Raw genomic sequence first — 18,254 nt, forward strand, 5'->3', positions numbered from 1 at the left:
CCGGCCAAGTTCTAGCCTTGGCTCGACGGTGAGTTGCCGTCTCACGGACACCAGGATTCCCACCTGGGCAATGCTGGACATCGCTCCTCGTGTGCGTGTAGATGTGGATTCAATGATGGCGGCGCAGCACGATCTGGGGGTTTGCGATGCTACGTGGCGAATCGCACCAGGTGGAAAGGCGGACGCCATGAGCGCGCCGCATCTGCCGAAAGTGGCTGGAATCGATCCAGCAGTTACCGCGTCGCCGCACACTGCGGCGCCCGCACCCGCGCGCACCACTCCCGCACCGGCCCCTACCCCTCCCGCCGGCACCCTCATCCAGGACCGGCTGGCGGGCATGGTCTCCGACCTCACCACGCTCAACGAACTCACCGAGCGGCTGGCCCGGGCCGACGACCTCGACTCCTCGCTGCACGAGTTCCTGCGCGCCGGCGCCGCACTCGTCGGCGCCCGCCGCGGCCTGATCGTCCTGGAGCCCTCCGACGCACTCGGCCCCAGCACCACCGTCGGCCTGGGGCTCGGCCGCGCCGACCTCGGCCACATCGAGACCGTGCCGCGCAGCGCCACCTCGTACGGCCGCATCCTCGACGGGCTCCCCGACGCCCGGGGCGGCTCCGAGGTGCTCCCCGAACCCGGCGCGCCCCCCGGCACCGGAGGGTACGGCGCCCCCGTCGACCCCCGTCACCGCGAGGTCGCCGCCCGCCTCGGCTACGCCGCCAGCTACGCGCTGCCGCTGACCGCCGAGGCCACCGGGCGGCTCGGCGCGGCCGTCTGGCTCTACGACGAGCAGGCCGAACCCAGCGAACGCCAGCGCGACCTCGTCGGGCTGTACGTCCGGCACGGCTCCGAGCACCTGGCCCGGATGGTGGAGATCGACCGCTCGCGCTCCCGCCTGGCCAGCGTCGCCGAGGAGCTGCTGCCCAGCCGGCTCCCCCGGATCCCCGGCGTCCAGCTCGCCGCCCGCCACCACACCGGCCCGTTCGGCGGCGGCGACTGGTACGACGCGCTGCCGCTGCCCGAAGGGGCCATGGGGCTCGCCGTCGGCTCCGTCACCGGGGCCGGCCCGAGCGCCGTCGCCGCGATGGGGCGGCTGCGGGCGTCGCTGCGCGCGTACGCCGTCATGGAGGGGGAGGATCCCGTCGCGGTCCTCTCCGATCTGGAGCTGCTGCTGCGCCTGACCGAGCCGGCGCGCTCGGCGACCGCTCTCTTCGCGTACTGCGAGCCCGCCCAGCGGAAGATCATCCTGGCCGGGGCCGGGCACGCGCCACCGCTGCTCATCGGCGAGCGCCGCACCGAGTACGTGGAGACCTCGCTCTCCGCGCCGCTCGGGATGCTGGCCTGCTGGGAAGCACCGAGCGTGGAGATCGAACCCGCACCCGGAGAAACGGTGCTGCTGTACACCGACGGGCTGCTGCGGCGCACCGGTGACCCCATGGACCGGGCGTACGCCCGGCTGCACGCGGCGGCCGCGGGGGTCCCCCGTAGCGCCCGGGACGACCCGGCCGCCATCTGCGACCACATCCTGCGCAACGTGCTCCCCGAGGGAGTCGCCGAGGCGGCACTGGAGGCCGCCGTCGAGGACATCGTGCTGCTCGCCGTCCGGTTTGACTGATCAATCACACATAAAGGGGTTTATCTTCCCCTCGCGCCTACGATGGACGGGGTCCTCACCAGGACCGCGCCCAAACCGTTCCGTCGCAGCTGAGGAGAAGAAGTGGCTGACGAGCTCACCCCGGAGACCCCGGAAGAAGAGCAGCCCCAGAAGAAGCACGAGCAGCGCAAGAACGGGCTGTACCCGGGCGTCAGCGACGAACTCGCCGACAGCATGCGCGCCGGCTGGGCCGACACCGAGCTGCACGGCCTGAAGCCCGTCGCCCAGGCCGCGCACACGGCCGAGCGCCGTGCCGCGCTGTCCGCGCGCTTCCCGGGTGAGCGGATCGTGGTCCCCGCGGGCCGGCTCAAGACCCGCTCGAACGACACCGAGTACCCGTTCCGCGCTTCGACCGAATACGCGTACCTCACCGGCGACCAGACCGAGAACGGCGTTCTGGTCCTGGAGCCCACGGGCACCGGCGGCCACCGCGCCACCATCTACCTGCTGCCGCGCTCCAACCGCGAGAACGGCGAGTTCTGGCTGTCCGGCCAGGGCGAGCTGTGGGTCGGCCGCCGCCACTCCCTCACCGAGGCCGAGCAGTTGCTCGGCATCCCGGCGAAGGACGTCCGCGAGCTCGCCGACGCCCTCGCCGAGGCCGGGGGCCCGGTCCGCGTGCTGCGCGGGCACGACGCGGTCATCGAGACGGCCCTGACCGACAAGGTCACCGCCGAGCGGGACGAGGAGCTGCGCGTCCACCTCTCCGAGGCCCGCGTCGTGAAGGACGCGTTCGAGGTCGCCGAGCTGCAGAAGGCCGTCGACTCCACCGTCCGCGGCTTCGAGGATGTCGTGAAGGTGCTCGACAAGGCCGAGGCCACCTCCGAGCGCTACATCGAGGGCACCTTCTTCCTGCGCGCCCGCGTCGAGGGCAACGACGTCGGCTACGGCTCCATCTGCGCCGCCGGCCCGAACGCCTGCACCCTGCACTGGGTCCGCAACGACGGCCAGGTCCGCCCCGGCGACCTGCTGCTGCTCGACGCCGGCGTGGAGACCCGCGACCTCTACACCGCCGACGTCACGCGCACGCTGCCGATCAACGGCACGTACAGCGACATCCAGCGCAAGGTCTACGACGCCGTGTACGAGGCCCAGGAGGCGGGCATCGCCGCCGTCCGGCCCGGCGCGAAGTTCCGCGACTTCCACGACGCCGCGCAGCGCGTGCTCGCCGAGAAGCTCGTCGAGTGGGGTCTGCTGGAGGGTCCGGTCGAGCGCGTCCTGGAGCTGAGCCTCCAGCGCCGCTGGACCCTGCACGGCACCGGCCACATGCTCGGCATGGACGTCCACGACTGCGCCGCCGCGCGCACCGAGGCGTACGTGGACGGGACGCTGGAGCCCGGCATGTGCCTCACCGTCGAGCCCGGTCTGTACTTCCAGACCGACGACCTGACCGTGCCCGAGGAGTACCGCGGCATCGGTGTCCGGATCGAGGACGACATCCTCGTCACGGAGGACGGCAACCGGAACCTGTCGGCCGGGCTGCCCCGCGCGTCGGCCGAGGTCGAGGCGTGGATGGCGGCGCTCAAGGGCTGACCTCCGGCGCGCGACCGGTGGGCGGGTTCTCGTACGCGAGTCCCGCCCACCGGCGTTCCCGGACGGCGCCGCGGCATCGTCGAGGCGTGCTTCCGCGCGGCGGTTACGACACCTTGAGCAGCGCTCCCTCGCGCCACTTGAGGATCTTGTCGAAGCTGACCTCCGCGCCCCGGCCCGGCCGGTTGCGGAACCGGACGTGATCGGCGAGTTCCGTGATCAGCCCCAGCCCCCGGCCGTGCTCCTTCTCCGAGGGCCCCACCGGCCCCGGTCCGTGCCCCGCCACGGTCGCCGGCGGGAAACCCGGACCCGAGTCGGTCACCTCGATGCGGCAACAGTCCCCGTCCAGATACGCCGTGACGCGGTACGCCGCGCACGCCTCCGGGGCCGGGTCGTCGTCCGGGCCGGGGCCCGCACCGGTGGCCGGGCCGCCGTGTTCCACCGCGTTCGCGCAGGCCTCGCTCAACGCCACCGACAGATCGAAGGAGATGTCCGGGTCCACCCCCGCGGTCTCCATCGTCCCCAGCAGCAACCGCCGGGCGAGCGGGACGCTCGCGGCTTCGCGCCGCAAGTGGAGAGACCACCAGATGCTCATACGGTTACCTATTGCCTCCCGCGGTCGGCCGTAAGCCCCCGGCGACCGCCACAGCCCTCATTCGGCCGATGTGACACTCCCGGGCCCCGGTGTATGACCACGATCGGTCCCAACAGCCGCTGCGCGGACGGCGTCCGGAGCGGCCCGGCGACGGACGCACCGGACGTTTCGGACCTGCCGTATGGGAGACCTAAGCGCAGTGCGATGATGACCCGGCCATGTCTGCCCCCCACACGACGCCCCCCGGAGCCGGTCTCCGGACGATCCGGGCCGCGGTGTTCACCGCGGTCTGCGTCGTGCTGTCCGCGGCCGGGCACGCCGTGGCGTCCTGCGCCACCGTGCCCTGGTGGGTCCTCGGCATCGCCTTCCTGGCCGTCTTCGCGGTCGCGGCCACCCTCGCGGGACGCCGGCACACGCTGCCCGGCATCGCCGCCGGGCTGACCGTCGGCCAGCTGGGACTCCACGCGTTGTTCGGCCTCGGCCAGCACAGCGCCGCGGCCACTCCGGCGGCGGGCGGCGCCGCCTCCTCCGCCGACACCTCGCTGGCGGCGCTCGCCGCCCAGCTGGTCTGCGGCGGCAACTCCGTTCCGCTCAGCCCGGCCGACGCCCGGCGGGTCCTGGAGACCGCCGGCCTCGACCCGGCCGCCATGGCCGGACAGGCCGCCGCGCAGGGACACACGGCCCACGCGCACCTCGCCCAGGCCGCCACGGAGCCCACGACCGGCCTGTTCAGCCCGGCCATGATGATGGGCCACCTGCTGGCCGCACTCGCCGCCGGCTGGCTGCTCGGGCGCGGCGACGCCGCCCTGTTCCGGCTCGTCGAGCTGTCCCGGCTGTCCGGCGACACCGACCCGGTCCGTCCGCTGCGGGCCGCGCTGGCCTTCGTACGCACCCTCGTGTCCGGTCTTCCGGGCACGCCGCCCCGTACCGCGCGGGGTTCCCGGACCGCGGCCGCTCCGGCGGCCCCGACCGGCCGGGAGGCGCTCCAGCACACGGTGATCAGGCGCGGTCCGCCCGCGGCGGCTTTCGTCCTCGCTGCCTGACGCGGCACCCCACTCCCCGGGACACCCGGCGGGAGCACCGGTGCCGCGAACTCCGCGCGCGCCCGCGCCCGGAGCCACCGTCATCCCTGCTTCCGTGGAGTGATCCCGTCATGAAGACCTCTCGCGTCTCGTTCGCCGCCGCCCTTGCCGCCGGCTCCGTCCTCGTCCTCTCCGGCACCGCCTTCGCGCACGTCAGCGTGCAGCCCGGCGACGCCGCCAAGGGCGGCTACGCGACCATCAACTTCAAGGTCCCGAACGAGCGCGACAACGCCTCGACCACCCAGCTGGAGGTCAACTTCCCGATCGACCAGCCGCTCACGTCCGTCATGCCGCAGGACATTCCCGGCTGGACCGTGAAGATCGAGAAGAGCAAGCTCGACAAGCCGCTCACCGTGCACGGCAAGCAGATCAACGAGGCCGTCACCAAGGTCACCTGGAGCGGCGGCAAGATCGAGCCCGGCAAGTTCCAGCAGTTCCCGGTCTCCGTCGGCAAGCTGCCCGAGGACGCCGACCAGATGGTCTTCAAGGCGATCCAGACGTACGACAACGACGAGATCGTCCGCTGGATCGAGGAGACCAAGGAAGGCGCCGCGGAACCGCAGAACCCGGCGCCGGTCCTGAAGCTGACCGCCGCCAAGGACGCCGACCACCACGACGCCGGCGACAAGAAGGCGGACGCGGCCGACGGCGGCAAGAACGCGGACAAGAACCACGAGGACGGCCGGGCCAAGGCCGCCAAGGGCGGCTCCGACACGACCGCGCGCGCCCTCGGCGTCGCCGGCATCGTCGTCGGACTCGGCGGAATCGCCTTCGGTGTCGCCTCGCGCCGCCGCGCCTCCTGACCTGCCGCACCCGTAGAACATCCTCAGCATCCCCGATCCCAGGGACATCTCCTCATGCGCACCACACGCGTGACCGTCGCCGCCCTCGCGGCGGCGGCCGCCCTCACCCTCACCGCCTGCGGCGGCGAGACAGCAAAGAGCAGCTCGGTCAAGCAGATCAGCGGCCAGGCCAAGGCCGGCGCCGCGACCGTGCTCGACCGCCCCTTCAGCAAGCCGGACCTCGTCCTGACGGACACCACCGGCAAGCCCTGGAACCTGCGCGAGCAGACCAAGGGCAAGCCGACGCTCATCTACTTCGGCTACACCAACTGCCCCGACGTGTGCCCCCTGACGATGAGCAACATCGCCGTCGCCAAGAAGGCACTCCCCAAGGCCGACCAAGAGAAGCTCCAGGTCGTCTTCGTCACCACCGACCCCGAACGGGACACCCCCGAATCCCTCGGCGCGTGGCTCAGGTCCCAGGACACCGCCTTCACCGGCCTGACCGGGGACTTCGCCACCATCCAGGCCGCCGCGCGCAGTCTCGGCATCGGTATCGAGGCCGCCAAGAAGGAGGCCAACGGCGACGTCGTCTCCATGCACGGCGCGCAGGTCATCGCGTTCTCTCCCAAGACGGACGAGGGCTACGTCCTCTACGGCGAGAGCACCTCCGTCGATGACTACACCAAGGACCTGCCGAAGATCGTCAAGGGAGAGAACCCGTGAACCGCCGCACCACCCGCACCATCGCCGCCGCCCTCTCCCTGACGGCAGCGCTCGCCATATCCGGCTGCTCCTCCGACTCGGACTCCGGCTCCGGCTCCGGCTCCGGCTCCAAGAGCGGGGCGGCCAAGCCCGAGATGACGGTCAGCGGCGGCTACATGCCCGAACCCGTCAACGACAAGATGGCCGGCGCGTTCATGGTCATCAAGAACGGCTCCAAGACCGCGGACAAGCTCGTCGGCGTCACGAGCCCGCTCTCGGACGATCTCCAGATCCACGAGACCAAGGACCAGAAGATGCAGCAGGTCCAGGCCATGGACGTGCCCGCCAACGGTGAGCTGAATCTGGAGCGCGGCGGGAGCCACGTCATGTTCATGGGGCTCAAGAACACCCCGAAGGTGGGCGAGAAGGTCACCGTCGAGCTGCGCTTCGAGAAGGCCGACCCCGTCAAGGTCGAGCTGGACGTCAAGGAGCGGACGTACAACGCCAAGAACTCCACCGCCCACTGACGGACCGAGGGACTGACACGCCATGACGGCCACCGCCCCATCCACGGCCCGCGTCCGGGCCACGGCACTCCTGCCGCGGCTCGCGCTGGTCCTCGCCGCCCTGCTGGCAACCCTGTTCACCGCGGCCACCCCGGCCACGGCGCACGCCGCACTCACCGCGAGCGACCCCAAGGACGGGGTGGTGGTCGCCACGGCCCCCGCCCAGGTCAACCTCTCCTTCTCGGAACAGGTCGCCATGGGCGGCGACTCCATCCGCGTGCTGGACCCCCAGGGCAAGCGCGTCGACACCGGTGAACTGCGCGACCTGTGCAGCGGGTCGATCATCCGCTACGGCACCGCCCTGCACACCGGCCTGCCGAACGGCACCTACACCGTCGCCTGGCAGGCCGTCTCGGCCGACAGCCACCCGGTCTCCGGTGCCTTCACCTTCTCCATCGGAGCCCCTTCGCAGACCAGCGTCAGCCTGGCCGGCCAGGAGGCGGGCGGCGGTCCCGTCGGGGTCGTCTACGACATCGCCCGCTACGCCGCGTACGGGGGCTTCGCCGTTCTCGTCGGAGCCGCCGCCTTCGTGCTGCTGTGCTGGCGCCGGGGCGCGGCCGAGCGTCCCCTGCAGAAGCTCGTCGTGGGAGCCTGGGTCACCCTCACCGTCGCCACCCTGGCGATGCTGCTGCTGCGCACCCCGTACACCGGCTCCGGGAATTTCGCCGACGCCTTCGACCTCAGCGGGCTGAGGGCCGTGCTGGAGACCAAGACCGGAGCCTCCCTGGTCTCCCGGCTGCTGCTCCTCGGCGCGGCCGCGCTGTTCATCGCCGTTCTCTTCGGGGCGTACGCGCGGAGCCAGAGCGCCGCCGCCGGACGTCCGAAGGCCGCCAGGTCCTCGGGAGGCCCTAACGGGGCGGACACCGCCAAGGACAACAACGACCTCGCGTTCGGCCTGGGCATCGGCGGAGCGGTCGTCGCCGCCGGCATCGCCGCCACCTGGGCGCTGTCCGAGCACGCCTCCACCGGCATCCAGACCGGTATCGCCATGCCCGTCGACATCCTGCACCTGCTGGCCGTCGCCACCTGGCTCGGCGGCCTCACCGCGCTGCTCGTCGCCCTCCACAAGATCCCCGAGATCGAGCGCGAGGCCGTCCAGCGGTTCTCCCGGGTCGCTTTCATCAGCGTCCTGGTCCTCACCGTGACGGGCGTCTACCAGTCCTGGCGCCAGGTCGGCAGCTGGTCCGCCCTGACCGGCACCAGCTACGGGCAGCTCCTGCTCGTCAAGGTCGGCCTCGTCGCCGTCCTGGTCACCATCGCCTACGTCTCCCGGACGTGGACCACGCGGCTCGCCGAGACCCCCGCCGGGAAGAGCGCCAAGGTCGTCTCCCAGCGCGATGTTTCACGTGAAACAGAGTCCGTGACCGTCCCCGCCGACCCCAAGCGCGCCGCCCAGCTCGCCCGGCAGCGGGCCGCCCGTGCCAACGCGCGCGAGAAGCAGGTCCGTGACGCCGACTCCGACCGGGTCGGCCTGCGCCGCTCCGTCCTCGCCGAGGCGGCGGTCGCCGTCGTCCTGCTCGCCGTCACCACCATCCTGACCAGCACTGAGCCCGGCCGGACCGCGGAGCTGGAAGCCGGCAGCACCAGTGCTGACACCGCCACGGCCGTCCCCGACCGCGCCGTCAAGATCAGCCTTCCGTTCGACACCGGCGGCCCGGCCGGCAAGGGAACCGTGCGGCTCGAACTCGACCCGGGGCGGGTCGGCGCCAACGCCGTCCACCTGTGGGCGGACACCCCGGACGGCCAGCCCCTCGACCTCCCCGAGGTCAAGGTCGCCTTCACCCTGCCCACCAAGGACATCGGCCCCCTGCCGCTCGTCCCGGAGCGGGCGGCGCCCGGACACTGGAGCGCCACCGGCGTGCAGCTGCCGCTCGCCGGCGAATGGCGCATCGACGTGACCGTCCGCACCTCCGACATCGACCAGACGACCGTCCAGAAGAACGTGAAGATCGGCTGACCCGCGTGACCGAGAACAACGAGAGCAACGAGAGCAACCCCGACATCGAGATCTCCCGGCGCCGGCTGCTGGGCACGGTCGGCGCCGCGGGTGCCGTCGGGCTCGCACTCGGCGCCACCGGCGGGGCCCTCGTACAGTCCGCGGTGGGCGAGCCGGGGGCGACCGGAGCCCATGGCGGCGCCGGAGCGCTCAGCTCTCTCGGAGCGACCCGGATCGCCTTCGACGGGGACCACCAGGCCGGCATCACCAACCCGCTCCAGGCCAAGGGCCACGTCATCGCCTTCGACCTCGCCCCCGGCGCCGGCCGCAAGGAGGCGGCCGCCCTGCTGCGCCGCTGGTCGCAGACCGCTCGCCGGCTCATGGCCGGTGAAGCCGCCCCGACCGCCGACACCGGCATCGCCCTCGATGCCGGGCCGTCCTCGCTCACCGTCACCTTTGGCTTCGGCCACTCCTTCTTCGACCGCACCGGACTCACCGACCGCCGCCCGCCCGCCCTCGATCCGCTGCCGGACTTCTCCGGCGACCGGCTCGACGCCCAGCGCAGCAACGGTGACCTATGGGTCCAGATCGGCGCTGACGACGGGCTCGTCGCCTTCCACGCCCTGCGCTCCCTCCAGAAGGACGCCGGTGAGGCCGCGCGCGTGCGCTGGCAGATGAACGGCTTCAACCGCTCTCCCGGAGCCACCGGCTCCCCGATGACCGCCCGCAACCTGATGGGCCAGATCGACGGCACCGGAAACCCCAAGCCGGCGCAGCCCGACTTCGACAAGCGGATCTTCGTCCCGGCCGTCGGACCCGGACCCGCCGAGCACGCCTGGATGGGCAACGGCTCGTACGCCGTCGTCCGGCGCATCCGCATGCTCCTCGACGACTGGGACAAGCAGTCCACCGCCGCGCAGGAACAGGTCATCGGCCGTACCAAGGCCACCGGCGCGCCCCTGACCGGCGGCAGCGAGACCACCCCGATGGACCTCGCCGCATTCGGGGCGGACGGCAAGCCCGTGATCCCCTCCAACGCCCACGCCCGGATCTCCGCCCCCGAACAGAACGGCGGAGCCGCCATGCTGCGGCGCCCCTTCTCCTTCCACGACGGGATCGGCGCCGACGGCACCCCGGACGCCGGACTGCTGTTCATCTGCTGGCAGGCCGACCCGCTGCGCGGGTTCGTCCCCGTCCAGCGCAAGCTCGACCGCGGCGACGCGCTGTCCGCGTTCATCCGGCACGAGTCCAGCGGTCTGTACGCCGTACCGCCCGGACCGCGGGCCGGAGAGTACGTGGGACAGCGGCTGCTCGAAGGGTGAACAGGCCCGCCCCGGCCGGTGACCCGGCATTAGGCTGATCGCATGTCGGCCACCCGTTTCACCTATCTCGGTCCCGAGGGCACGTTCACCGAAGCCGCCCTTCGCACCCTCCCGGAAGCCGCCACGCGGGAGCTCGTCCCGATGGTGTCCGTTCCGGCCGCCCTGGACGCCGTGCGGGGCGGTGAGGCCGCCGCCGCGCTGGTGCCCATCGAGAACTCGGTGGAGGGCGGGGTCACCTCGACCCTCGACGAGCTGGCGTCCGGCGAACCGCTGATGATCTACCGCGAGGTGCTGCTGCCCATCGCGTTCGCGCTGCTCGTGCGGCCCGGGACCAAGCTGTCGGACATCAAGACGGTCACCGGGCACCCGGTCGCGCAGCCTCAGGTGCGCAACTGGCTTCGGGCCAACCTGCCCGAGGCGGTGTGGGAGTCGGCCGCCTCCAACGCCGACGGCGCCCGGCTGGTGCAGGAGGGCCGCTTCGACGCCGCCTTCGCCGGTGAGTTCGCCGCCGCCACCTACGGGCTGGAGGCGCTGGTCACCGAGATCCACGACGCGCAGAACGCCGAGACCCGGTTCGTCCTCGTGGGCCGACCCGCGCGCCCGGCGGCGCCGACCGGCGCCGACAAGACCTCCGTGGTGCTGTGGCTCGGCGACGACCACCCCGGCGCGCTGCTGGAACTGCTCCAGGAATTCTCCGTGCGCGGGGTCAACCTGATGCTGATCCAGTCCCGGCCGACCGGCGCGGGCATCGGCAACTACTGCTTCGCCGTCGACGCGGAGGGACACATCTCCGACCGCCGGGTGAGCGAAGCGCTGATGGGTCTCAAGCGGACCTGCCCGCAGGTCCGTTTCCTGGGCTCCTACCCGAGGGCCGGTGTCGCTGTGGGTGACGTACGTCCCGCGCGGCCCGGAACCTCGGAGGGTGACTTCACGGCCGCGTCGGACTGGCTGACGCGTTGCCTCGACGGCCGGGCGTAGGCGCTCGTCCACTGTCCACAGAGTTATCCACAGGGCGAGATGGGGACCTGGGGACAAGTCGACAGAGCAGCGCGACAAGGTCGACAAATCGGTCGGGGGACCCGGGTTTCGCGCTGGCGAGCGGGAGGTGAACGGCGTCACCGCCGTATCGCCGAGCAACTCTTTGGGGCGAGTCATTCCCACCCGAATGAGTGTGTGAGGGCGGTTTGAACCCCGATTCGCCCCGACCGGCCACCGGTCACGAATGATCTATTTCCGTGTCCACAGATACCGCGCACAGCCTGTGGATAAGGTGGGTCCAGCGGGAATTCCTGTGGACAAGGAAGAGCCTGCGAGCCTGTTCAAGAGCCGACGACCGTTCGACGATCTGCCCCATTTCGGGGAATGGGCCGCATTTATTGACAACCTGCCGGGCGATCCCTTCCAGCCAGCAGGCCAGTCTTTTCCATTCACCTCAATTGGGGCATAGCGACACACAGCGTGATATCGGTGTGATCCCCAGAAGCCCGGCCCGGTAGCCTGGAGGGGTGATTGACCTCCGGCTGCTCCGTGAAGACCCTGACCGTGTCCGCGCCTCGCAGCGCGCCCGTGGAGAGGACGTCGACCTCGTCGACGCATTGCTCTCCGCCGACGAGCGCCGCAGGTCCTCCGGCATGCGCTTCGACGAACTGCGCAATGAGCAGAAGTCGCTCGGCAAGCTGATCCCGAAGGCCTCTCCGGAGGAGCGGGCGGAACTCCTGAAGAAGGCCGAGCAGCTCAAGGGCGACGTCAAGGCCGCGGAGGCCGAGCAGAACGAGGCCGACGAGGCCGCCAAGCGGCTTCTCCTCCAGCTCGGAAACATCGTCCACACCGATGTCCCGGTCGGCGGCGAGGAGGACTTCACCGTCCTCGAAACGCACGGCACCATCCGCGACTTCGCCGCCGAGGGCTTCGAGCCCAAGGACCACCTGGAACTCGGCGAGTCGCTGGGCGCCATCGACGTCGAGCGCGGCGCCAAGGTGTCCGGCTCGCGGTTCTACTACCTGACCGGCGTCGGCGCGCTGCTGGAGCTCGCCCTGGTCAACGCGGCGATCGCGCAGGCCACCGAGGCCGGCTTCATCCCGATGCTGACCCCGGCGCTGGTCCGGCCGCGCGCCATGGAGGGCACCGGCTTCCTCGGCCAGGCCGCGGAGAACGTGTACCACCTGGAGAAGGACGACTACTACCTCGTCGGCACCTCCGAGGTCCCCCTCGCCGCGTACCACATGGACGAGATCATCGACGCCGACAAGCTGCCGCTGCGGTACGCCGGCTTCTCGCCCTGCTTCCGCCGCGAGGCCGGTACGTACGGCAAGGACACCCGCGGCATCTTCCGCGTCCACCAGTTCGACAAGGTCGAGATGTTCTCGTACGTCGCGCCGGAGGAGGCCGAGGCCGAGCACCAGCGCCTCCTGGAGTGGGAGAAGCAGTGGCTGACCAGCCTGGAGCTGCCGTTCCAGGTGATCGACGTCGCCACCGGTGACCTGGGCTCCTCCGCCTCGCGCAAGTTCGACTGCGAGGCCTGGATCCCGACCCAGGGCAAGTACCGCGAGCTGACCTCCGCCTCGAACTGCGACGGCTTCCAGGCGCGCCGCCTGTCGATCCGCTACCGCGACGGCAAGAAGACCGCGCCGCTGTCGACGCTGAACGGCACGCTGTGCGCCGTACCGCGCACGATCGTGGCGATCCTGGAGAACCATCAGCAGGCCGATGGGTCGGTGCGCGTACCCGCGGCACTGCGTCCCTACCTCGGTGGCCGCGAGGTTCTGGAGCCGATCGCCAAGTGAGCCCGGTTCCGTTCCCGTACAAGCTCGTCGCGACCGACCTCGACGGCACGCTGCTGCGCGGCGACGACACCGTCTCGGAACGCACCCGTGAGGCGCTCGTCGCGGCCACCGCGGCGGGCGCGGCACACATCATCGTCACCGGCCGGGCCGTGCCCTGGACCCGGGGAGTGCTCGACGACCTCGGCTACAAGGGGATCGCGGTCTGTGGTCAGGGCGCCCAGGTCTACGACGCGGGCGCGCACCGGCTGCTGACCTCGGTGACCCTGGACCGGCAGCTCGCCGGACTGGCGCTGTCCAAGCTGGAGGCCGAGATCGGCCCGCTGGCGCTGGCGGCCAGCCGGGACGGGGTGGACGGCGACGTGCTCATCGGGCCCGGCTACCAGGTGCAGGAGGGCCTTCCGGCCGTCTACCTGGAGGACACCACCGCGGTGTGGACGGCCCCGCTGAACAAGCTGTACATCCAGCACCCGACGCTGGGCGACGACGAGCTCGTCAGAGCGGCCCGGCAGACCGTGGGCAGCCTGGTCGACATCGTCATGGCGGGCGCCGGGATAGTTGAGATCCTGCCGCTGGGGCTGACGAAGGCCACCGGCCTGTCGCTGGCCGCGCGCCGGCTGGGTGTGAAGGCGGCGGAGACGATCGCCTTCGGTGACATGCCCAACGACATCCCGATGTTCGGCTGGGCCGCGCACGGGGTGGCGATGGCCAACGCCCACGCGGAACTGAAGGCCGTGGCCGACGAGGTGACGGCCTCCAACGAGGAGGACGGCATCGCGGTGGTGCTGGAACGTCTGCTCGGCGCCGCCTGACGGCTCCGCCCGGGACGGGGAAAGGTCCGGAACAGCCCGCGCCGTGAGGCGCGCTCGAAGTGGCTGCTCCGGACCTTTTTGTTGCTCCCCGCACGGCTCACTCTGCCCCGGCCGCAGGCCCCGTACCAGTGAATTTCCGCGCATCAGCGGTGAATCCGGCGGCCGCCCCGGGGACGGGTCCCGCTCATGTTTCACGTGAAACGGTGGTCGGCTGCGGGTGCCGGGTGAGCGGCCAGGCGAGCAGGCCGACGGCGAGGGCGATCGCGTGCCCGAGGTCGGTGAAATTGGCTCCGGTGAGGAGCGGGATCCCGAAGAAGGCGACGACCCCGGCGAGGTAGAACCATCGCCACGGATGGGGGAGCCGGTAGGTCAGGACCCCGATGGCGGCGGCGAGTCCGTAGCTGACGCCGATGTCGACGACGTGGACCATGCTGCGCGGGGCGCGGTGGGCCCGGATGGCCGAGAGGACCACTCGCTGGCTGACCAGGGTGGCGGTGATGTGGGCGGTCGCGACGATCACGAACCAGCGCAGGGTGCCGAGCCAGCGTTCGACGGGGGCGTGGAAGAACTCGAAGAGCACGGCGTAGAGGGCCAGGGAGGCCGGGTTCTCGATCCAGAAGGCACTGGAGATCAGGGACCGTATCGGGTGCCGGGTGAGCTCGTGGAGGTTGCTGCTGTTGCGGTGGAGCAGGACGTGATCGAGCTGGTCGGGCGCGATGACCACGATGACGCTGGTGAGGGCGATGATCAGCAGCCACAGATGGGTACCCGGCGAGGAGCGTATCCAGGACCTCAGAGGCCTGGACAGCTCGGGCTCGGGGTGCTCGATCATGCACTGATGATGGCCTGCGCGGCTGTGCCCCGCCTGGCCGGTGGGCCGGGCGGGGCACAGTACGCGGAGCGGGCCGGGCTGGGTCCTACTCCTCGCCCGCCAGGGTGAGGCGGCGCAGCTTCTGCCCGGCGTAGACGGTGGCACCGACGGTCACGACGGCGAGCAGCACCGCCGCGGTGGGCAGGCCGACGCTGGCGTCCACGTATCCGGCGCCGGCGACCTTCTCGGCGACGGACAGGGCCCACTGCTGGACGCTGAGGGTCTTGGCACCGGAGACCAGGCTGCCGAAGAGCGACTCCCAGATCAGCGCGTAGACGAGGCCGAAGACGACCGCGTGCCGGCTGACGGTGCCCAGCAGCAGGAACAGCGCGCTGTAGGCGATCGAGGCGACGAGGGCGGCGACCGTGTAGGCGACGGCGATCTGCTGTCCGTTGCCGTTCAGGATGAAACCGGCGATCAGCGTGGGGATCGCGGAGAAGGCCATGGTGACGGCGATCGCGACGATCAGCTTGGTCATGATGATCGTCGGGCGCTTCACCGGCTTGGAGAGCAGGTAGACGATCGAGCCGTCGTCGATCTCGGGGCCGATGGCTCCGGTGCCAGCGATCACGCCGATCAGCGGGACCATCGTGGCGAGGGCGAACCCGCCGAGCAGGTCGGCGGCGACCTTGTCGTCCACCCCGGTGAAGGCGCGGACGGCGACGGCGATGACGATCAGCAGGGCGGGCAGCGCGAAGAGGATCAGCGCGCGGCGGCGGCCGAGCAGGGCCCGGTAGGTGAGCCGGGCGACGGTGGGGTTGTACATGGTGCCAGCTCCTTCAGGCCGCGACGAGGTAGGAGAAGACCGACTCTAGGGACTCGTCGGAGGGCGAGACCGTCAGCAGCCGGATGCCGTGGTCGCGGGCGACCCGCGGCAGCAGCTCGGTGAAGCGTCCGAAGTCGACGGCCTGGATGCGCAGGGCGCCTTCCTTGTGGTCGACCTCGATTCCGGCGGTGGACGGGTCGGCGATCAGGGCCGCGGCAAGGGCCCGGTCGTCGGAGGAGCGGACGAGGTAGCGGTGCGGGCGGTCCGTCATCAGGCGACGGATCTTGCGGAAGTCGCCGGAGGCCGCGTGCCGGCCGGCGACGACCACCTCGATGTGGGAGGCGAGCTGCTCGACCTCTTCCAGGATGTGCGAGGAGAACAGGACGGTGCGTCCCGAGTCGCCCATCCGCCGCAGCAACTCCATGAGCTGCATGCGCTGGCGCGGGTCCATGCCGTTGAAGGGCTCGTCGAGGAGGAGCACGGACGGGTCGTGGACGAGGGCGGAAGCCATCTTCACGCGCTGGCGCATGCCCTTGGAGTACGTGGAGATCTTGCGGTCCTGGGCGTACTCCATCTCGACGGTGGCGAGCGCCCGCTGGGCGGCCGCGTCGTCGAGCCCGTGGAGTTCGGCGTTGGCGACGACGAACTCACGGCCGGTGAGGAAGTCGTACATGGCCTCGCGCTCGGGTACGACCCCGATCTGCTTGTAGACCTGCTCGTTCTGCCAGATCGGCGCGCCGTCGAGGGTGACGGTGCCGGTCGAGGGGGCGAGGAAGCCGCCCATCATGTTGATGAGGGTGGACTTGCCGGCGCCGTTCGGGCCGAGCAGCCCGGTGACCCCGGGGCCGATACGCATCGAAACGTCGTTCACGGCCACGACGTTTCCGAACCAGCGGGAGGTGTGGTCGATGTCGATGAAGGTCACAGCCCGGCCTTCCGGTAGCGGGCCATCAGGGCGGCGTAGGAGCCGGCGATGAGGCCGAGGACGACGAGCAGGTAGACGATGCCGACACCGGTCGAGGGTGCCTCCTGGCCGGGGAAGGCGGAGGTGGCGTCGAGGAAGGAGGCCTGGACCCCGTCGATCAGGCTGATCGGGGAGAAGAGGCCCATCCACTCGATGGCGCCGGTGGCGCCGGTGGAGTAGGCGACGGCCTGCACCGTGGAGACGGCGCCGTAGGGGATGAGGAGCAGGGCGATGACCGCTGCGACGCCGAACCCGCGGCGCGGGGTGAGCGCGGCCATGACGAGGCCGAGGCCGGCGAAGAGCAGCGACAGCAGCAGTACGGACACGAGGCCCCGCGCGAATCCCCCGGTCTGGTGGGCGAAGTCGAACTTGGCCAGCAGCGAGCCGATGTACATGATCAGCAGCGGCGTGGCGGTGAGGATGAACAGCGCCGAGGCCATGGCCGCGTACTTGGCCAGGACGTAGTCGGCGCGCTCGATGGGCCGCGAGAAGTACAGCGGCACCGTCTTGAAGCGGAGGTCCCGGGAGACCGACTGCGGTGCCTGGGAGGCGAGGTAGAGGCCGATGACCACCTGGGTGGTCAGGGCGTACGTCGTGTACTTGAGCGGCAGGTCGGTGGAGCCGGGGACCGCGATGGCCACCGCGACGATGATCAGCGCGGGCACGCACATCACCGCGAAGAGGATCATCGGGAGGACCTTGGACTTGGCGGACCGGCCCAGCCCGTAGGCGCCGCGCAGGGACTGCGAGAACAGCGACTTGCGGGCGTAGGCGCGGCCGAGGCGGGGCCCTTCGTAGGACCGGTATCCGATGTTGTGGATCTGCGTGGAGGTGTCAGGCGCCATCGGAACCGGCTCCCTTCCGGACGAGCTGCTGCTGGTCGTTGTCGCGGAAGACCTCCGCGATGTGGTGGCGGCGCTGCTCCATACGGACCAGGCCGAGGCCGAGGTCGGCGACGGTGTCGCGAACCCGGTCGTACGTCTCTTCCCCGGTGGCCTCGACCAGCAGGATGTGGCCGGCGCCGGGCAGGCCCTGCTCCTCGCCCTCGTGCAGGGTGAGGCCCGCCGCGGTGAGCGCCTCGCGCAGGGCGGCGGTGCCGTCCGGGTGAGTGTCGGAGTCGGTGACCTCGACCGCGAGGGTCGTGGTGGTCTGGGTGAAGTCGCTGGTGGAGCTGGAGCGCAGCAGCTTGCCGCCGTCGACGACCACGACGTGGTCGCAAGTCCGCTCCAGCTCTCCGAGGAGGTGGGAGGTGACCAGCACGGAGATCCCGAAGTCGGTGTAGACGCGGCGGATCAGGCCGAGCATCTCGTCGCGGCCGACGGGGTCGAGGCCGTTGGTGGGCTCGTCGAGGAGGACCAGCTGGGGGTCGTGGACGAGCGCCTGGGCCAGCTTGACGCGCTGCTTCATGCCGGTGGAGTAGCCGCCGATGGGGCGGTAGCGCTCCTCGTACAGCCCCACGTGGCGCAGGGTGTCGGCGGTCCGCTCGCGGGCCGCGGTCGGCGGCAGTCCAGACATGCGCGCCATGTGGACGACGAACTCGGTGGCCGAGACGTCGGGTGGCAGGCAGTCGTGTTCGGGCATGTATCCGACGCGCTCACGGATGGCGCTGCCGTGAGTGGCGACGTCGAGTCCGAGCACGGCGGCGCGCCCCTCGGTGGCGGGGGACAGTCCCAGCAGGATTTTGATCAGCGTGGACTTGCCGGCTCCGTTGGCACCCACGAGTCCGGTAACGCCGGGCCCGATGTCCAGGGAGAGCCGGTCGAGTGCGGTTACTCGGGGGTACCGCTTGCTCAGGCTTTCGGTCGCGATGACAGTCACGAGTCCGACGTTATCGGCGGGATCCCCGGGAATCGTCAGACCTTGAGCTGGATCCCGTCTCCGCCTTCCGGCGTACA

The 18,254-nt window shown here is 71.0% G+C and carries 18 protein-coding genes; 12 read left to right on the forward strand and 6 right to left on the reverse strand.

Annotated features, from left to right (window positions below; translation table 11 throughout):
• Window positions 1-70: 70 nt before the first annotated feature.
• Both EES41_RS18250 and EES41_RS18255 read left to right on the forward strand, forming a co-directional pair.
• Window positions 71-1,612: a PP2C family protein-serine/threonine phosphatase gene (locus tag EES41_RS18250; RefSeq protein ID WP_123079508.1), complete on the forward strand. Its 1,542-nt coding sequence runs from the start codon at window positions 71-73 to the stop codon at window positions 1,610-1,612.
• Between the two features lie 102 nt (window positions 1,613-1,714).
• The gene (locus EES41_RS18255) at window positions 1,715-3,181 is read left to right on the forward strand and encodes an aminopeptidase P family protein (RefSeq protein WP_123079509.1); all 1,467 of its coding nucleotides are present in this window, start codon (window positions 1,715-1,717) and stop codon (window positions 3,179-3,181) included.
• A 103-nt stretch (window positions 3,182-3,284) separates the two neighbouring features.
• Here EES41_RS18255 and EES41_RS18260 read toward each other — a convergent pair whose 3' ends face one another.
• The gene (locus tag EES41_RS18260) at window positions 3,285-3,773 is read right to left on the reverse strand and encodes an ATP-binding protein (RefSeq protein ID WP_123079510.1); all 489 of its coding nucleotides are present in this window, start codon (window positions 3,771-3,773) and stop codon (window positions 3,285-3,287) included.
• Between the two features lie 218 nt (window positions 3,774-3,991).
• Between EES41_RS18260 and EES41_RS18265 the strand changes: the two genes are divergently transcribed.
• The 10 genes from EES41_RS18265 to EES41_RS18305 all read left to right on the forward strand — a co-directional run bounded on the left by EES41_RS18265 (window position 3,992) and on the right by EES41_RS18305 (window position 13,758).
• Window positions 3,992-4,816, forward strand: a complete 825-nt coding sequence (locus tag EES41_RS18265) for a hypothetical protein (RefSeq protein WP_123079511.1) — start codon at window positions 3,992-3,994, stop codon at window positions 4,814-4,816.
• A gap of 110 nt (window positions 4,817-4,926) precedes the next feature.
• Window positions 4,927-5,658: a YcnI family protein gene (locus EES41_RS18270; protein WP_123079512.1), complete on the forward strand. Its 732-nt coding sequence runs from the start codon at window positions 4,927-4,929 to the stop codon at window positions 5,656-5,658.
• A 54-nt stretch (window positions 5,659-5,712) separates the two neighbouring features.
• Window positions 5,713-6,363 carry an SCO family protein gene (locus EES41_RS18275; protein WP_008741036.1) on the forward strand — a complete coding sequence of 217 codons (651 nt, stop codon included), beginning with the start codon at window positions 5,713-5,715 and terminating at the stop codon, window positions 6,361-6,363.
• Entirely contained in the window at window positions 6,360-6,869 is a 510-nt protein-coding gene (locus EES41_RS18280; RefSeq protein ID WP_123079513.1) for a copper chaperone PCu(A)C, read from the forward strand. Before EES41_RS18275 ends, EES41_RS18280 begins: the two co-directional genes overlap by 4 nt.
• Window positions 6,870-6,891: 22 nt before the next feature.
• Window positions 6,892-8,865 (forward strand): copper resistance protein CopC, encoded by a 1,974-nt coding sequence (locus EES41_RS18285; protein ID WP_123079514.1) that lies wholly within the window; start codon window positions 6,892-6,894, stop codon window positions 8,863-8,865.
• Complete coding sequence (efeB, locus tag EES41_RS18290; protein WP_254211770.1) at window positions 8,862-10,166, forward strand: iron uptake transporter deferrochelatase/peroxidase subunit; 1,305 nt, start codon at window positions 8,862-8,864, stop codon at window positions 10,164-10,166. Before EES41_RS18285 ends, efeB begins: the two co-directional genes overlap by 4 nt.
• Window positions 10,167-10,208: 42 nt before the next feature.
• Entirely contained in the window at window positions 10,209-11,144 is a 936-nt protein-coding gene (pheA, locus tag EES41_RS18295) for a prephenate dehydratase (protein ID WP_123079515.1), read from the forward strand.
• 313 nt (window positions 11,145-11,457) lie between these two features.
• Window positions 11,458-11,613, forward strand: a complete 156-nt coding sequence (locus EES41_RS41470; protein WP_164495877.1) for a hypothetical protein — start codon at window positions 11,458-11,460, stop codon at window positions 11,611-11,613.
• Window positions 11,614-11,671: 58 nt separating this feature from the next.
• Window positions 11,672-12,949, forward strand: a complete 1,278-nt coding sequence (gene serS, locus EES41_RS18300; RefSeq protein WP_008741721.1) for a serine--tRNA ligase — start codon at window positions 11,672-11,674, stop codon at window positions 12,947-12,949.
• On the forward strand, window positions 12,946-13,758 hold the full coding sequence (locus EES41_RS18305; RefSeq protein WP_123079516.1) for an HAD family hydrolase: 813 nt from the start codon (window positions 12,946-12,948) through the stop codon (window positions 13,756-13,758). The genes serS and EES41_RS18305 overlap by 4 nt, the downstream gene beginning before the upstream one ends.
• A gap of 184 nt (window positions 13,759-13,942) precedes the next feature.
• Here EES41_RS18305 and EES41_RS18310 read toward each other — a convergent pair whose 3' ends face one another.
• From EES41_RS18310 to EES41_RS18330, 5 genes are all read right to left on the reverse strand, one after another.
• The gene (locus tag EES41_RS18310; RefSeq protein WP_123079517.1) at window positions 13,943-14,590 is read right to left on the reverse strand and encodes a rhomboid-like protein; all 648 of its coding nucleotides are present in this window, start codon (window positions 14,588-14,590) and stop codon (window positions 13,943-13,945) included.
• 85 nt (window positions 14,591-14,675) lie between these two features.
• Window positions 14,676-15,395: an ABC transporter permease gene (locus EES41_RS18315; RefSeq protein ID WP_123079518.1), complete on the reverse strand. Its 720-nt coding sequence runs from the start codon at window positions 15,393-15,395 to the stop codon at window positions 14,676-14,678.
• A 13-nt stretch (window positions 15,396-15,408) separates the two neighbouring features.
• Window positions 15,409-16,320 (reverse strand): ABC transporter ATP-binding protein, encoded by a 912-nt coding sequence (locus EES41_RS18320; protein WP_123079519.1) that lies wholly within the window; start codon window positions 16,318-16,320, stop codon window positions 15,409-15,411.
• Window positions 16,317-17,204 (reverse strand): ABC transporter permease subunit, encoded by an 888-nt coding sequence (locus EES41_RS18325; RefSeq protein ID WP_123079520.1) that lies wholly within the window; start codon window positions 17,202-17,204, stop codon window positions 16,317-16,319. The genes EES41_RS18320 and EES41_RS18325 overlap by 4 nt, the downstream gene beginning before the upstream one ends.
• On the reverse strand, window positions 17,194-18,177 hold the full coding sequence (locus EES41_RS18330; protein ID WP_123079521.1) for an ABC transporter ATP-binding protein: 984 nt from the start codon (window positions 18,175-18,177) through the stop codon (window positions 17,194-17,196). The genes EES41_RS18325 and EES41_RS18330 overlap by 11 nt, the downstream gene beginning before the upstream one ends.
• Between the last annotated feature and the right edge of the window lie 77 nt (window positions 18,178-18,254).

It is taken from the genome of Streptomyces sp. ADI95-16 (assembly GCF_003721495.1).
Taxonomy (GTDB): Bacteria; Actinomycetota; Actinomycetes; order Streptomycetales; family Streptomycetaceae; genus Streptomyces; species Streptomyces goshikiensis.

What these genes read in the sequence shown, in the direction of transcription:
- EES41_RS18250 (WP_123079508.1), top strand. Translation starts at nt 71, where the DNA reads ATGCTGGACATCGCTCCTCGTGTGCGTGTAGATGTGGATTCAATGATG.
- EES41_RS18260 (WP_123079510.1), bottom strand. Translation starts at nt 3,773, where the DNA reads ATGAGCATCTGGTGGTCTCTCCACTTGCGGCGCGAAGCCGCGAGCGTC.
- EES41_RS18265 (WP_123079511.1), top strand. Translation starts at nt 3,992, where the DNA reads ATGTCTGCCCCCCACACGACGCCCCCCGGAGCCGGTCTCCGGACGATC.
- EES41_RS18270 (WP_123079512.1), top strand. Translation starts at nt 4,927, where the DNA reads ATGAAGACCTCTCGCGTCTCGTTCGCCGCCGCCCTTGCCGCCGGCTCC.
- EES41_RS18275 (WP_008741036.1), top strand. Translation starts at nt 5,713, where the DNA reads ATGCGCACCACACGCGTGACCGTCGCCGCCCTCGCGGCGGCGGCCGCC.
- EES41_RS18285 (WP_123079514.1), top strand. Translation starts at nt 6,892, where the DNA reads ATGACGGCCACCGCCCCATCCACGGCCCGCGTCCGGGCCACGGCACTC.
- pheA (WP_123079515.1), top strand. Translation starts at nt 10,209, where the DNA reads ATGTCGGCCACCCGTTTCACCTATCTCGGTCCCGAGGGCACGTTCACC.
- EES41_RS18310 (WP_123079517.1), bottom strand. Translation starts at nt 14,590, where the DNA reads ATGATCGAGCACCCCGAGCCCGAGCTGTCCAGGCCTCTGAGGTCCTGG.
- EES41_RS18315 (WP_123079518.1), bottom strand. Translation starts at nt 15,395, where the DNA reads ATGTACAACCCCACCGTCGCCCGGCTCACCTACCGGGCCCTGCTCGGC.
- EES41_RS18325 (WP_123079520.1), bottom strand. Translation starts at nt 17,204, where the DNA reads ATGGCGCCTGACACCTCCACGCAGATCCACAACATCGGATACCGGTCC.